The sequence below is a fragment of the Paenibacillus sp. NPDC058174 genome, assembly GCF_042883865.1.
GTDB lineage: Bacteria > Bacillota > Bacilli > Paenibacillales > Paenibacillaceae > Pristimantibacillus.
The window spans coordinates 236,497-249,771 of the sequence record NZ_JBHVUY010000004.1 but is presented as its reverse complement, the minus strand read 5'-3'; the positions used below and the strand labels follow the sequence as shown (position 1 = coordinate 249,771).

Annotated in this window: 12 protein-coding genes; 1 reads left to right on the top strand and 11 read right to left on the bottom strand. The window is 50.3% G+C overall.

The features are described 5' to 3' along the window. Positions 1-7: 7 nt before the first annotated feature. From ACFVVF_RS20345 to ACFVVF_RS20315, 7 genes are all read right to left on the bottom strand, one after another. Positions 8-826, bottom strand: coding sequence for an ABC transporter permease (locus ACFVVF_RS20345; RefSeq protein ID WP_387813656.1), 819 nt, complete (start codon positions 824-826; stop codon positions 8-10). Next, a complete protein-coding gene (locus ACFVVF_RS20340; RefSeq protein WP_387813654.1) occupies positions 823-1,671 on the bottom strand; it encodes an ABC transporter permease in 849 nt (282 codons plus the stop codon). Before ACFVVF_RS20340 ends, ACFVVF_RS20345 begins: the two co-directional genes overlap by 4 nt. 72 nt (positions 1,672-1,743) lie before the next feature. Continuing rightward, positions 1,744-2,742: an aliphatic sulfonate ABC transporter substrate-binding protein gene (locus tag ACFVVF_RS20335; RefSeq protein ID WP_387813652.1), complete on the bottom strand. Its 999-nt coding sequence runs from the start codon at positions 2,740-2,742 to the stop codon at positions 1,744-1,746. A gap of 24 nt (positions 2,743-2,766) precedes the next feature. Further along, a complete protein-coding gene (locus ACFVVF_RS20330; RefSeq protein WP_387813650.1) occupies positions 2,767-3,549 on the bottom strand; it encodes an ABC transporter ATP-binding protein in 783 nt (260 codons plus the stop codon). Between the two features lie 237 nt (positions 3,550-3,786). Then, the gene (locus tag ACFVVF_RS20325) at positions 3,787-4,401 is read right to left on the bottom strand and encodes a TetR/AcrR family transcriptional regulator (protein WP_387813648.1); all 615 of its coding nucleotides are present in this window, start codon (positions 4,399-4,401) and stop codon (positions 3,787-3,789) included. Between the two features lie 293 nt (positions 4,402-4,694). Continuing rightward, the gene (locus ACFVVF_RS20320; RefSeq protein WP_387813646.1) at positions 4,695-5,600 is read right to left on the bottom strand and encodes an NAD(P)/FAD-dependent oxidoreductase; all 906 of its coding nucleotides are present in this window, start codon (positions 5,598-5,600) and stop codon (positions 4,695-4,697) included. Between the two features lie 201 nt (positions 5,601-5,801). Continuing rightward, positions 5,802-6,617 carry a phosphotransferase family protein gene (locus tag ACFVVF_RS20315; protein WP_387813644.1) on the bottom strand — a complete coding sequence of 272 codons (816 nt, stop codon included), beginning with the start codon at positions 6,615-6,617 and terminating at the stop codon, positions 5,802-5,804. A 182-nt stretch (positions 6,618-6,799) separates the two neighbouring features. Here ACFVVF_RS20315 and ACFVVF_RS20310 point away from each other — a divergent pair, with 182 nt between their 5' ends. Next, complete coding sequence (locus ACFVVF_RS20310; RefSeq protein ID WP_387813642.1) at positions 6,800-7,825, top strand: acyltransferase family protein; 1,026 nt, start codon at positions 6,800-6,802, stop codon at positions 7,823-7,825. Between the two features lie 149 nt (positions 7,826-7,974). On the opposite strand, the gene ACFVVF_RS20305 is transcribed toward ACFVVF_RS20310, so the two are convergent. The 4 genes from ACFVVF_RS20305 to ACFVVF_RS20290 form a co-directional block, all read right to left on the bottom strand. Next, positions 7,975-8,787 (bottom strand): carbohydrate ABC transporter permease, encoded by an 813-nt coding sequence (locus ACFVVF_RS20305; RefSeq protein ID WP_387813640.1) that lies wholly within the window; start codon positions 8,785-8,787, stop codon positions 7,975-7,977. A gap of 83 nt (positions 8,788-8,870) precedes the next feature. Continuing rightward, on the bottom strand, positions 8,871-9,764 hold the full coding sequence (locus ACFVVF_RS20300; protein WP_387813638.1) for a carbohydrate ABC transporter permease: 894 nt from the start codon (positions 9,762-9,764) through the stop codon (positions 8,871-8,873). Between the two features lie 155 nt (positions 9,765-9,919). Further along, positions 9,920-11,284, bottom strand: coding sequence for an extracellular solute-binding protein (locus tag ACFVVF_RS20295; RefSeq protein WP_387813636.1), 1,365 nt, complete (start codon positions 11,282-11,284; stop codon positions 9,920-9,922). 1,097 nt (positions 11,285-12,381) lie between these two features. Continuing rightward, the gene (locus ACFVVF_RS20290) at positions 12,382-13,248 is read right to left on the bottom strand and encodes a hypothetical protein (RefSeq protein ID WP_387813634.1); all 867 of its coding nucleotides are present in this window, start codon (positions 13,246-13,248) and stop codon (positions 12,382-12,384) included. Positions 13,249-13,275 lie beyond the last annotated feature (27 nt).

The window sequence follows — 13,275 nt, the reverse complement described above, 5'->3', positions numbered from 1 at the left end:
GTGTTAGTCACCCTTTGAACGTATCGCGCCAGCGAAGCCACCGCTTCTCCAGCAGCCGGACACCCGAATCAGACAGCTTGCCAATCAGGGCAAAAATAATGATGCCGACAAATACGACATCGGTTCGCATGTAGGCTCTCGCATCCTGAATCATATAGCCGACTCCGGCGCTTGCTCCCATCATCTCGGCTACAACAAGCACCAGCCAGGAAATACCGAGCGACAGCCGGATGCCGAGCAAAATATTCGGCAGAGCGGATGGAATGATCAGCTTCGCAATGAGCTGCAGCCGCGAATATTGAAACATCCGCGCGACTTCGAACAGCTTCACATCCACGTTGCGGATGCCAAGAAACGTATTCATGTACACCGGAAAGAAAGCACCCAGTGAAATCATTAATATTTTCGAAAACTCGCCAACGCCAAACCACAATATAAATAGCGGAATAAGCGACAGCAGCGGAATCGTCCACAGCATTTGCAGCGAAGGATCGAGCGTTTTTTCAGCCAGCTTGTTAAGTCCCGTCATCAGGCCAAGCAACAGCCCTGTTCCCGCTCCGATCAAGAAGCCCATCATTGCCCGATAAATGCTAATGCTCAAATGCTTATAGAGCTCGCCGCTTGCGATCAAATCCGCAAATTGCTTCAAAATCGCCGTCGGCGCCGGCAGCATCGATGCCGGTATAAGCTCCAGCCGGCTAACCGCCTCCCAGACGATTAAGATAGCGACCGGAAGCAGCCAGGCATGCAGCGGCCTAGGGATAATCCGCAGCCAGCCTTCTTGGGAGTGTTGCGTCCTCTTTTCATTCAACACTTGCCCGCTCATATCGTCCCGTCTCCTTTGTAGCTGTCCTGCCATCGCAACAAGCGGCGCTCCAGCAGCTTCACTAGCGAATCCGTCAGCTTGCCGACAAGTGCAAATACGATAATGCCGACAAATACGACGGCGGTAAGCGAGAAGGAACGGGCATCATTGATCAAGAAGCCGATGCCGGAGCTGGAGCCCATCATTTCTGCAACAACGAGAACGAGCCATGCCACGCCAACGGACAATCTTACGCCTAGCAAAATATTAGGCATCGCAGCGGGTATGATCAGCTTCGTGATCATATGCCATTTGCTGAATTGAAGCACGCGTCCCACATCGAACAGCTTGCCGTCTACCGATCGGATGCCCAGAAACGTATTGACGTAGAGAGGGAAAAACGTGCCTTTGGCGATCAGCAATATTTTCGACATTTCCCCAAAGCCGAACCATAAAATGAACAGCGGTGCGATAGCGAGATGCGGTAGTGTCCGCAGCATTTGCAGCGTCGGATCGAGCAGCCGCTCCGTTTTATAGGAAAAGCCTACCCAGACGCCGGTCGCCAGTCCCAGTCCTCCGCCAAGCAAGAAGCCCAGCAGAGCCCGCCATGCCGAGATGCCCAAATGACGTGCGAGCTCCCCGGAAGCCGTCAAGCTGACGAATTCCTCTAAAATTTTACTGGGAGCCGGCAGTAAGATCGGGTTCAGCTTACCCATTCTACCTGCGGCCTCCCAGATCACAAGGATGACGATGGGAAGCACTGCCGCCAGCAGCACATTCTTGAGCTGTATGGATCGTCTCTGATTCAACCTGCGCCGCGTACCCGCTTTACCCTTCACAAGCGGCATTGCTTCCGCCTTCTCCATAAGTACCGCCTCGTTTCCATTCTTTCTTTACCGAATCGATTGCTGACGCGTCCTGTTGTGCTGGCTGCCTGCTTACTTCAACGCTTCTTCCACGTACTGATTGTCGAACACGTCAGACACATTAATTTTCTTGCGGATATTACCGATCTCGAATTGGAAGTCAGCCGTTTTTTGCTGCTCCGCAATGATCGCATCGCTCACTGGGGTATTGATTGTTTTGGAGCGCACTTGCGTTCCTTTGATAACCTCAACCGGTACTTTACGTTCCGTCGCATAGCGGTTCAGAGCTTCATCCAAATTCTGCTCTTCCCACAGCCGTGCTTTCTCGAATACCTTCAAGTAAAGCGTGACAAGCTCCGGATATTTGTCGGCAAAATCCTTGCGTACGATCTGGAACGATGGCGACAATACGCCAAGCTGCTCGCCATCCGTCAGCACTTTCGCTTTGCCCGTTAACGTGTTCAGCGTGATGTACGGATCCCAAGTTGCCCATGCATCGACAGCGCCTGTCTCGAATGCCGGCTGCGCTTCATCCGGCTGAAGCTGAATAATCTGAACCTCGGAATCTTTAATTCCCGCTTCAGCCAAGCCCCGGTACAGGAAGTTGTAGGCGTTGCTTCCTTTCGCTACAGCGATCTTCTTGCCCTTCAAATCCTCAACCGTCTTAAGCGCGCTGTTGTTCGGAATAATAATTGCGACGTTGTTCTTGCCTTCGAGCAATTGCGAGATCACCTTGAACGGAATATCCGCTGCCTGTGCTGCTACAATCGGCATATTGCCAAGGCCGGCAAAATCAAGATGGTTCGACGCGATCGCTTCCGTCATTGGAGGTCCGCTCTGAAACTCCGCCCATTCCACCTTGACGCCCAGCTTCCCGAACTCATCCTCATACCACTTCGCCTCGCGCGCTTTGCCGTTAAGACCGCCGCTGCCCTGCACGCCCAGCCTTACGGTCAGTCCTTCATATTTATTGCCGTCTTTGTGATCGCCGCCGCTTTTCTCCGTGTTGGCGCAGCCTGCAACAAACACCGCTACTAATAGAATTGCTGCCCATATTTTAAAAGCTTTCATCGTCTATCTCTCCCCGCATTTGGTTTATATGCCCGCACCGTGATCTCGATCAACGGCAGGCTCTTCTACTTTTTCAAACTCGCTCAGCACTTTGCGCCGCAGCTCCTGAAACGACTGGCTTGCTCTTTTCCGCGGAAAAGGAAGATCGATCGGCAGCACGGTACGAATATGTCCCGGCCGGGGATTCATAATGACAACCCGCTCCGCGAGAAATACCGCCTCGTCCAGATCATGCGTCACGAACAGCATCGTCGTCCGGTTCTTCTGCCAAATATCGAGCAGCACCTCCTGCAGATGCGCCCGGGTAAAGGCGTCCAGCGCCCCAAAGGGCTCATCGAGCAGCAGCACCTCCGGGTTCCGCAGCAGCGCCCTGGCAATCGACACCCGCTGCGCCATCCCGCCAGACAGCTCCCGCGGATACGACTTCTCGAACCCCTTCAGCCGAACCAGTGCTACGAGTTCATCGACTCTCGCCCGAACCTGCGGATCTTTGAGGGACAGGTTGCCGGCAATGTTCTTCTCCACCGTCAGCCATGGAAACAACCGCGGCTCTTGAAAAATAAAGCCTTTCTCGATGCTTGGCCCTTCAATCGGCTTATCGTTCAGCAGCACTGTTCCGCAGTAGTCGGCGTCGAGTCCTGCCACGATCTTCAGCAACGTGCTCTTGCCGCAGCCGCTTGGGCCAATCAGCGTAATAAACTCGCCCTTCTTCACCTTCAGCGCAATATTGCTCAGTGCCGCAACATCCCCGGCCGGGGATGAAAAAGTTCGGTTCAACCGTTCAATTACGAGCGTTTCGGCTGCCATCGAACCTCCTCCTCTCTATTTTCACAAAACTTACCTGATTACTTGGTTTTAGGCATAAAAAAAAGAGATGCCACGGAAAATAGACGCCTGTATCGCTACAAGCTTTATTGCCGAGTCAATCTCCAGTTGTCTGGTCGATATGACGATATTCAATTTTCCATCCGTTTCGTTTACAAACTGAACCATGGTTCGTTTTGTTAATCGTAATAATAGCAACTGCTTGAATCAATTGTCAAACTATTTTTTTCCGCTGCTGTCAGGCACACTGAATAACCGCACAATACTTGCGGTGTGAATGCCTACCGGAATTTCATAGCCGGGCGCCAGCTGCAGCGTTAAGCCTTGAATTAAGCTGACAAAATAAAACGCAAGCTGCTTCGGATCGCCTTCGACAATGACACCTGCTTCTTGCCCTTGCCGCATAATGTCCGCCATCGGCTCCAGATTCGCCGTAAATCTGCGTGTAGCGGCTTCCCGCAGCTCCGGATTAACCGTCTCATTGGTACGGATACTTTGCAGCATGATCGTAAACGCCCAGTTCTCCGGTGTCGCAATCCAACTCTCGCAAATCTCATAGAGCTTGTCCCTAGCGTCCAGCTTAAGCAGCGCATGCTCGGAAATTTTGCGGCCGTAATTAATCTGACCGCGCTGCAGCACCGCGCTAAAGATAGCGTCCTTCGAATCGAAATAATTGTACACATTGCCGACGCTCAGACCCGCTTCCTTGGCAATATCCTTCACGTTGGCGGAATCAATCCCCTGTTTGGCAATGACTTGCAGAGCGCAATCCAGAATGTGCTCCCTCCTCGTTTCCCGCAATAACTGGTCCTTCTCCACATTTCTCGGTGACAATGGAATCCTCCTAAAAAGTTTTGCGAAGCAAAACTTTGCTTCGTAAGCGTATGCTTAAAGTTTTGCGAAGCAAAACTTTGCTTCGTAAGCACGTGCTTAAAGTTTTGCGAAGCAAAACTACTTCGTAAGCATGTGCTTAAAGTTTTACGTAGTAAAACTTACTTCGTAAGCATGTGCTTAAAGTTTTGCGAAGCAAAACTACTTCGTAAGCATTAGCTTAGTTTTGCGAAGCCGCACTTGCTTCGCTCCGCGAATGTTGCCATTATACCGAAAGCCGTCCAAGACGGGAAGGATTAAAAATCGGCGTGCATCAATTCCGTATTCACGCCGATTGCAGCCCGGCTCCCTCCTGCAGCCGCTGCAATGAGCTGCGCCGGTACAATGACAGACGCATCTCCCGCAGCATACAAACCGTCGACATTCGTGCGGCCAAAATCATCGGCAGCAATGCCGCCATGCTCGTTCAACTCGCAGCCCAGCATTTCGGCAAAGGGAAGCGTATGCGCCCATTCCGACGTTACAAATCCTCCGCTTCGCTTCAGCTCAGTACCATCCTCCAAAATAACGCCAGCCAGTTTTCCCTCACGGCCGGCCAGCCCTTTGATCCGCTGTTCATAAACCTGTATCCCTTTTGAACGCAGCTTTTCCGCCTGACCAGAATCCAACTGTTCGCTGCCATTCATACAGATGACGAGGTCCCGGCTCCATTGATATACGGTCATCCCCATATGAAAGGCGTGTTCCGCTGTATCTGTAATAATGACTAGCGGCTGATCCTTAAGCTCCCACCCGTCGCAGTATGGACAACTGAACAATGAACGGCCGTAATAGTCCGATATTTCGGGAATGGCGGGCAGCTGCTCTTTGAGCCCCGTTGCCAGAATGACGGTACGGGCTTCGTAACGATCTCCTGCCTCTGTCGTCACGGCAAAACAATTTTCACCCTGTTTTTCAATGGCTGTCACCCTGACTGGTGCAACCGTAATTGAAGGATACTTGCTCAGCTCTTGATGCGCCAAATCCCGAAATTCGGCCGGCTTCACGCCATCTCTCGTAATAAACCCGTGTGATTCGGGAGTAACCGCATTTCTGGCTTTATTTTCATCAAATAATAAGACCGTTCTCCGAGCCCTCCCCAGCACAAGTGCTGCATTCAGTCCGGCTGGACCTCCTCCGATAATCGCACAATCGAGCAGCATTTCAGCATGCCTCCTTTTTGATGATAGACTTCAGCTATTTATTATCAGAGCCAAGTTCCGATACCATTTTTTACCCATTGCATCAGTATGGCTTCCTTTAACCCCTTGCATTCATTTATGAAAATAGCGCCCAATGCAAAAAGACCAAGCAGTCTTCGCAGACGTTTTGGCCTTACTGATAATATGATTGCTCGCGATAGTCTATTTCTCAGCCAAAAACTCATCAATAATGGATAAGAGCCATTCCTGCTCCCCCGGTACGTTCTCTCTCAATCGCGCAGCTGCGACCGGTATGAACCATTTTCTGATCATTCCCCGATCAACCTCCATAATGGAGCAGTAGTGTTCCAGATAGACGTCGTTCATTTGTTTTTTGAAAGCTTTGATTTGCTCCTGCGTTCCAAGAGTCGATCCATCCGGAAGATATGGACTAAGAAACATCAGAGAGGTTCTTGCAATATCGCAGTGCGGATCTCCGGAAGACGCATTCATCCAATCGATCGCTCTTAGGCCGTCAGCCGTCCGAATGATATTGTCCGGATGCAAATCGCCATGGCACACATAACCGCTCGGAGACGCTGCCTCAAGCTCTCCCAGCACTTCGATGAGCTCTTCTTCTCTACCCAGCAGTACATCACGAGATTCACTAATCTCCCGTTCCAGCCTCTCTGCTTGGCTCGGCAGGTCTGAAGATGCCTTGCACCGGTGAATAGCGGCGTGCAGCTCAGCCATTTCCCTGACAACTTGCTCTGCACCATCCAGATCGGAAAGAAGCTCGTTTAATAAGGACTGACCGATTAGCCGCTCATAAACAATTCCGGTACGCCCTTCAAGCTCCGCCAGCTCATACGCAACCGGAGCAGGAACCCCCGCGTCAACGATGCTTTTGACGATTTTCCACTCATATATCGCCCAATCCGCAGGAATTCCCGCAAGATAGAGCTTCATGACAAGACCGCTCTCCCATTCATAAACCTCAGCAGTCATTCCTTTGCCAAGCAGTTCTCCTAGACGCATAGACGGCAGTCTCCTCCTTTACTACTAGTTATGATTTTAGTATTTTTTGGAATAAATAGCTATGAAAATAGCTTTCAATCACAAGTCCTATAGATTTGAACGTATTCGCCTATGTTCGAGCTTTTTCGAATTGATTATCGTTAAGGAGAAGGGAAATTTTACAATTAGGATGGAGGGAATTTGTGAAGGAACGCAAAAAATGGATTGATGTCGCACGCGGCCTCAGCATCATTCTCGTCGTGATGGGACATGCCGGCAACGATGTCATCAACCACTATCTGGGCTGGTTCCGCATGCCATTGTTCTTTTTGGTGAGCGGACTGCTGTTCAAGGAGGTGCCTGCCGGAGCTTATTGGAATTGGGCTTGGCGGCGAATCAAGTTTTTCATGATCCCGTATTGCGCTTACGGCATCTGCATCGCGCTCCTTGTCGCCGTAAGGCTCAGGGACCCGATGTCGATCCCTCACGACTTGCTTCTATTGGCATATGGCGGAACGGTTTTGGGAGGATGGTACGGCGTCTTTTGGTTTATAACCTGCTTGCTCGTCGTCCATTTGCTAATGGGCTATTTATCCCGCTTCAGCCTCAAGACGGCGGCAATTGCTGTCGCAGTCTGCTACGCAGCTGCCCATGCAGTCAGCATGTCCCCGATGGCGAAATGGGACATCCCTTGGAATGCAGACGTGGCATTAATGGCTATCGTATTCTTTTTCCTCGGCTATGCCGGTAAAACGGTCTTGCCTGGCCTGCTGGAACGCGGCACCGCCTTTATTCCGTCGCTGATGATCTGGTTCATTGCAGCCGGACTGAATATCGGGGGGCTGTGGCAGCTCCGAATCGATATGAAAGCCAAGCTGTATAACCAGCCGGTGCTCGATTTCATCGTGCCTGTCGCCTGTGTCCTTGTCGTGCTGCAGCTTTGTTACTGGCTCTCCCGGTACAAAGCGGCCAATGTGCTGGCTTTCCTCGGCACCGTCACCATTGCGATCATGTATCTGCATGTGCCGATTAATATCGTGTTGGAATACGGCTTAGGCTTAAAATACGGTACGCTTGTCTTTACCGCTGTCGGCGTCATCATCCCGCTGGGCATCGCTTGGCTCATGTCGCAGTCGCAGCTCTTATCCAAGCTGTTTCTGGGGCCAAGCGGCTTTGGCCGCCGCAAAGACAAGCCTGCTGCTCAACAGCAAGCTCCGGCTGGAGGTTAAGATTCGTTCAAGGCAAGAGGTGCCCATCTTTATGATGAGGCACTTTTTTGCATATTTACAACCTTAATCCGTACCAAAGCAAAAAAAAGCATCGCCACATGCCCGCTTGGACAATGACGATGCTTTGCATCCCTAATTTTTGCTCCAAACTATTTCACCGCACCCGCCGTTACACCCTCGGCGATCTGCCGCTGGAACACGACGTAGATCATAATAACCGGAATCATCGACAGCAGCAGCCCCGCGAACAACGGCCCCCACTCCGTGCGGTATTGCATCTCCGATTGCATAATCGCAATACCGACTGGCAGCGTATATTGGCTTGGATCGTTGATGAAGACGGTACCCATAATGTACTCGTTCCAAATATTGAGCGCGTTCATAATGCCTACTGAGACTAGGCCAGACTTGGCCAGCGGCAGCATGACGGTAAAGAACGTCCGGCTGTAGCCCGCGCCATCAATAGATGCTGCTTCTTCCAGCTCTTTCGGCAGCGTTTTGAAGAAGCCAACAAGTACAAAGATGCCAAAGGGCAAAGCGCTTGCCGTATACACGACAATAAGGCCAAACAGCTTATTAATGAGGTGAAGATCATTTAATAGGAAGAAAAGCGGGATAAGGCCCAAAATCATCGGAATCATCATCGCCGACAGATACAGATTGTACAGCGCACCGCTGCCCTTAAAGGCGAATCTGGCCAAAATATAAGCCGATGTCGCCGCCAGCAGCAGCGAAATCAAAGTACTGGCCCCCGTGACGATCGTCGAATTCAAGAAGTAGCTGCCGAATCCGTACGTTTCCCACACGTATGTAAAGTTCGACCATAGGAGCGGAAACTTCGGCAGCGCCCACGGCTTGCCCAGCATAAACTGCTGATTATCCTTCAGCGCCCCGAGCAGCGTCCAGATGAGCGGGTAAAGGACAGCAACAGTCCAGAGAACGAGCACAAGGACGGTTATCATTTTATAAAATGGATGTTGTTTCGTCGCAGACACTTGATCACCCCTAAACGTTAAGCTCAGCAAACCTGCTTCGCCATTTAAAGCTAAGCCAATTCAACCGTTTCCCTGCGAAGCAGGCGTTGCAGCACAACTGTCGTAATGAACGACAGAATCAGAATGAGGACGCCAATGGCTGCGGCATATCCCATATGATATTGACGGAAGCCCATCTGATACAGATAAGAGCCCATAACCTGCGTGGAATTATCCGGCCCGCCCTCTGTCATGATCCAGACGATAATGAAGGAACCGTTCAGCGTCGTCATGACAATATGCAGAATGCTGACCTTCATTTGTTCCCAGATGAGCGGAAGCGTCACTGTCCAGAACTGCCTGCCTTGCGAAGCGCCGTCCAGATCGGCCGCCTCATACAGCTCCGACGGAATGCTGAGAATGGCCGCAATCAGCAAAATCATATAGAAGCCGATACCCGCCCAGATCGACGGCCACAGAAGAGACCACATCGCTGTACTCTCCTGCCCCAGCCATGCCGTCTGCACGGGCTCTTTCTTGAATAGGGAGAGAAATGAGTTAATGAAGCCCATGTTCGGATTGTAGACGTACCGCCACAGAACCCCGATGACGACGACGGAAATAATGTTCGGAATAAAGAAAATCACACGATAAAACGATGAGCCTCTTATATTCAATCTCGTAATGGCAATCGCAAAAAGCGTCGCCAGAAGCAGAATGCCGATCACTTTGCCAACCACAAGAAAATAGTCGTTTTTAATAGCGGTCCATATAATGGGGTCCTTCAACAGCTCGCGGAAATTATCGAAGCCGATGAAATCCATATTTTTGGCACTGCCGGACCAGTCATAGAATGAAATATAAATGCCGCGAAATATCGGATAAAGCGTAAAGACGCAGAAGAATACCAACGTCGGAATAATGAATGCGGCGATGAATAACTTGCGTTTTGCCCGTTGTGACAAGACCTTCACCTTCCTTCAAGCCGGCCAGCCGGCCAACTGCTCTTGTACTTTGTTAAAACCAGACCACCAGCAAGGATGAGACCGGGCAGCCCGGCTTCTCCTCGTTGGCGGTCTGGTTGGCGGTTGTTATTGCGAAAATGCGGTTAGCAATTGTGCTATTTTCTTGCTTTTGCCGCTGCGTCCTCTAGACGTTTCATCCATTCTTCCGGCTGGATTTTGCCTACCGTCAGAGCCAGCGTTGCGTCTTGTTTGGCCTTCTCAACGTCTGCGTTCAGTACAGCTACAGGTGCAACTGTTGTCTTGTCGGAGTTAAAGAACTTCATAGCGTCCTTCACCACGTTGCCTGCCGAAGAGGAATCGAGATCCGCTTTGACGTTCATGATGGCGCCTGTCAGCTCTGCCCAGCGGACAGCATGCTGCTTCGTGAAGACGAATTGCAGGAACGCTTTTGCCGCTTCCGGATTTTTCGCATCCTTCGCGATTGCGACCGTATTCGTGTAAGGAATAACGACGCTGTTTGCGCCTGCCGCTTGAGCGACCGAAGGAATGAATCCGAAGTCGAAGCCGGCTGGAATGTCTTTTTTCATTTCATTTTCCAGCCAGAGGCCGTTCGGGATAAATGCCGCTTTATGCTGCAGCCATTGCGATTGCGAGTCCGTATGGTTGAGCGATACTGCGCCTTTGTCGATAAAGCCTTTGTCACGCAGCTCGACGATTTGGTTCAGCGCGGTTTTCACAGCGTCCGAAGAGAAGCTGCCTGCCTCAAGCGCCGCTTGCTTCGTCAGGATGGAACCGTCGCCGCCGTTCGCCGCTACCATAGCGGAATCAACCAGACCGCCGTTGATGTAGTAAGGATATATGCCGGTATGAATGAGCGGGCTGATGCCAGCGCCTTTGATTTGTTCGCTTACTGCCAGGAAGCTAGCCCAGTCGGTTGGAACCGCCCAGCCTTTTTCCTTGAAGAGCGCTTTGTCGTAGAAAATGCCCCATGATCCGAATACGAGCGGAAGTGTGAAGTTTTTGCCGCCTTCATACGCAGTCGGTTGGGAGATGAGGATGTCGCTCACTTTGTCGCCGTCCGGGTTCGTTGCCGAAGCCAGGAAGTCCGTCAGGTCGAGAAGCTGGCCGTCGTCGATCATTTGACGTTCATTGGAGCCTTTGCCGTCGATGTAGACGACATCCGGCGGATTGCCTTGAATCCAGCGCGGCTTCATTTGATCGTTAATTTCAGGTCCAGCGGATTGCTTGATTTTCAGATCGGGATTTGCCTTCTGGAATTCTCCGATGACTTCCTTCCACCATGCGTCGCCATAGCCGCCTACGAAATATTGAATTTCGAAATCGCCTTTCAAGCCAGCAGGAGCAGCCGTCTCCGTCGTGCCGCCGCTATCGGCCGTTGCTTCCGGAGTGCTGGTCGATTTATTGCCGTTATTACCGTTAGTTCCGCTGTTCCCGCCTCCGCAGGCGGCCGTCAAAGCGAGCAGCAATACGGCACAAACCATGAGTCCTTTTTTCAACATGCGCAAGTCTCCCCTTTATCCTGTTTTTAGAAAATGTGATCGATTCCCGTAGCGATATCATGTCGTGTCGAATGGAGCACGCAAAAAAGGGCATGAGCGATATAAGCATAATGCTGCTTACATAACTCATGCCCTTGCGGTAACACGTCATGTTTTCTTACGTATTCGACTGAAACCAATCATATATCCGCTTATAAAAATTGTCAATACACAAAATAATAAATTGTAAGCGGTGTCTTTTTAGAGTGTATGCGCTTTACTTTACGTTAATGATTATTCATGTCATATAATATGACGTAAATTTATGTTGTATAAAAGTATAGGAGAAAGCAGCTGATATTAAGATTTTTACTGGAGAAATGCTTAATTTGAGTGATAAAATCACACTTTTGATCATTTCAATCACCCTTGGACATGAGACAAGGACTGGATACAAACGTGAAGTTTGCTCCCTAATGAAAATTGTAAAAACCGGTTTAATCCGGTAAAGTTACCCATCAAGCCAGAAGAATTGTCAGCTTTCCTGCTGCGATAAATTGTCTAGTGTGGCGGTGAGCGAGGCGATCTAAGGCACCTTTCCTCCTCCATATGCCGGGCTCGTCACATATGTATGTAACTCACAGACCTCCTATTCGCTTCCCTAGCTGACTACGCGCACTCGCATTCCCCCAACCCGCTCCTCTAGCTCACTATGCGCACTCGCATTCCTCAAACCCGCCAACGCAGCTTTTTTCGCTGTTAACTAACCTTTTTTCTTTATTTTTGACTGGTTTAAGCAGATTCGCGGTATTTCACCCCATTAAGCGACATTTTTTCTCTATTCGGAAATGAATTTCCGATGCGGTGAAGATATAGACATTAAGTTACTTTTTCAACGATTACAGCGTGCAAATAGAGAAATTTTCGACGTAATAACGAAGTTTTTTCCTGAAGCTTGACCTCATACGCGTGATCAGGCCCGCGTTGTCACTATAGCAGTAAGAGGTGCTGAGTGCAGCATTAAACGGTGTGACCGCGCGAGAATATCATAGACGCCATAACATGCCAAAAGAACCCCGGCAGATGCCGGGGCCCTTTTGCAGCCATGTAATTATGAATTATTTGCCGACAATTGCGTTAAGCTGTGCGCGGCCCGCAACGATCTCTTGCTCGTAACGCGTTTGAATTGGCTCCAGAATAACTGGATTGCCGCCAACTTCTGCAATCGCATTGCCTGCTGCCGAGAAGGTAGTTGCATATTGTCCTGTGCAGCTGCTAAATGCGGAAGTAGCAACTTTGTACAATTCTGTCTTAGCATGAGTCGAAGTCAGCGTCGTAAACTGTACGGCATAACCAGTCAACTCAGCTTGGCAAGTGTTGCGCAATTGGAACATTTTCGCGGACGTGTCATTGTAGATCTTCTGAACCTTTTTCTCGATCTCCGCAGCGCCACCGTTACCATTGTTTCCGTTATTGCCGTTGCCGTTGTTTCCGTTGTTACCATTGTTTCCGTTGTTGCCGTTGTTTCCGTTGTTTCCGTTGTTGCCGTTATTGCCGTTATTGCCGTTATTGCCGTTGTTGCCGTTGTTTCCGTTGTTTCCGTTGTTACCGTTGTTGCCGTTGTTTCCGTTGTTGCCGTTGTTGCCGTTGTTGCCGTTGTTGCCGTTGTTGCCGTTGTTTCCGTTGTTTCCGTTGTTTCCGTTGTTTCCGTTGTTTCCGTTACCATTGCCATTGCCTTTACCGTTGCCTGTGTTTTTCTCCAGCTCCGTTTTGAGCTTGTCCAAAATTTTGTTCAACAGTTGGTTGTCGAACCCTTTGAACGAGCTATTCGAATTCGAGGAATTCGAATTGGAACCCAGAGAAAACCCGGGTACGGATTGGCTGTCTAACGAAACCTTGGATGCAGCGGATGCGTTAGCAGCAATCGCCGGCACCATCAAAGCTACGATCAGCGTCATGGCCAATACGCGAAAATTCCTTCTCATTGACTTCTCTCCTCTCAAAACTTATAA

Bases quoted from the DNA above. Each gene is read 5' to 3' on its own strand.
- ACFVVF_RS20345 (WP_387813656.1), bottom strand. From the start codon at position 826: ATGAGCGGGCAAGTGTTGAATGAAAAGAGGACGCAACACTCCCAAGAA.
- ACFVVF_RS20340 (WP_387813654.1), bottom strand. From the start codon at position 1,671: ATGGAGAAGGCGGAAGCAATGCCGCTTGTGAAGGGTAAAGCGGGTACG.
- ACFVVF_RS20335 (WP_387813652.1), bottom strand. From the start codon at position 2,742: ATGAAAGCTTTTAAAATATGGGCAGCAATTCTATTAGTAGCGGTGTTT.
- ACFVVF_RS20330 (WP_387813650.1), bottom strand. From the start codon at position 3,549: ATGGCAGCCGAAACGCTCGTAATTGAACGGTTGAACCGAACTTTTTCA.
- ACFVVF_RS20320 (WP_387813646.1), bottom strand. From the start codon at position 5,600: ATGCTGCTCGATTGTGCGATTATCGGAGGAGGTCCAGCCGGACTGAAT.
- ACFVVF_RS20315 (WP_387813644.1), bottom strand. From the start codon at position 6,617: ATGCGTCTAGGAGAACTGCTTGGCAAAGGAATGACTGCTGAGGTTTAT.
- ACFVVF_RS20305 (WP_387813640.1), bottom strand. From the start codon at position 8,787: ATGATAACCGTCCTTGTGCTCGTTCTCTGGACTGTTGCTGTCCTTTAC.
- ACFVVF_RS20295 (WP_387813636.1), bottom strand. From the start codon at position 11,284: ATGTTGAAAAAAGGACTCATGGTTTGTGCCGTATTGCTGCTCGCTTTG.
- ACFVVF_RS20290 (WP_387813634.1), bottom strand. From the start codon at position 13,248: ATGAGAAGGAATTTTCGCGTATTGGCCATGACGCTGATCGTAGCTTTG.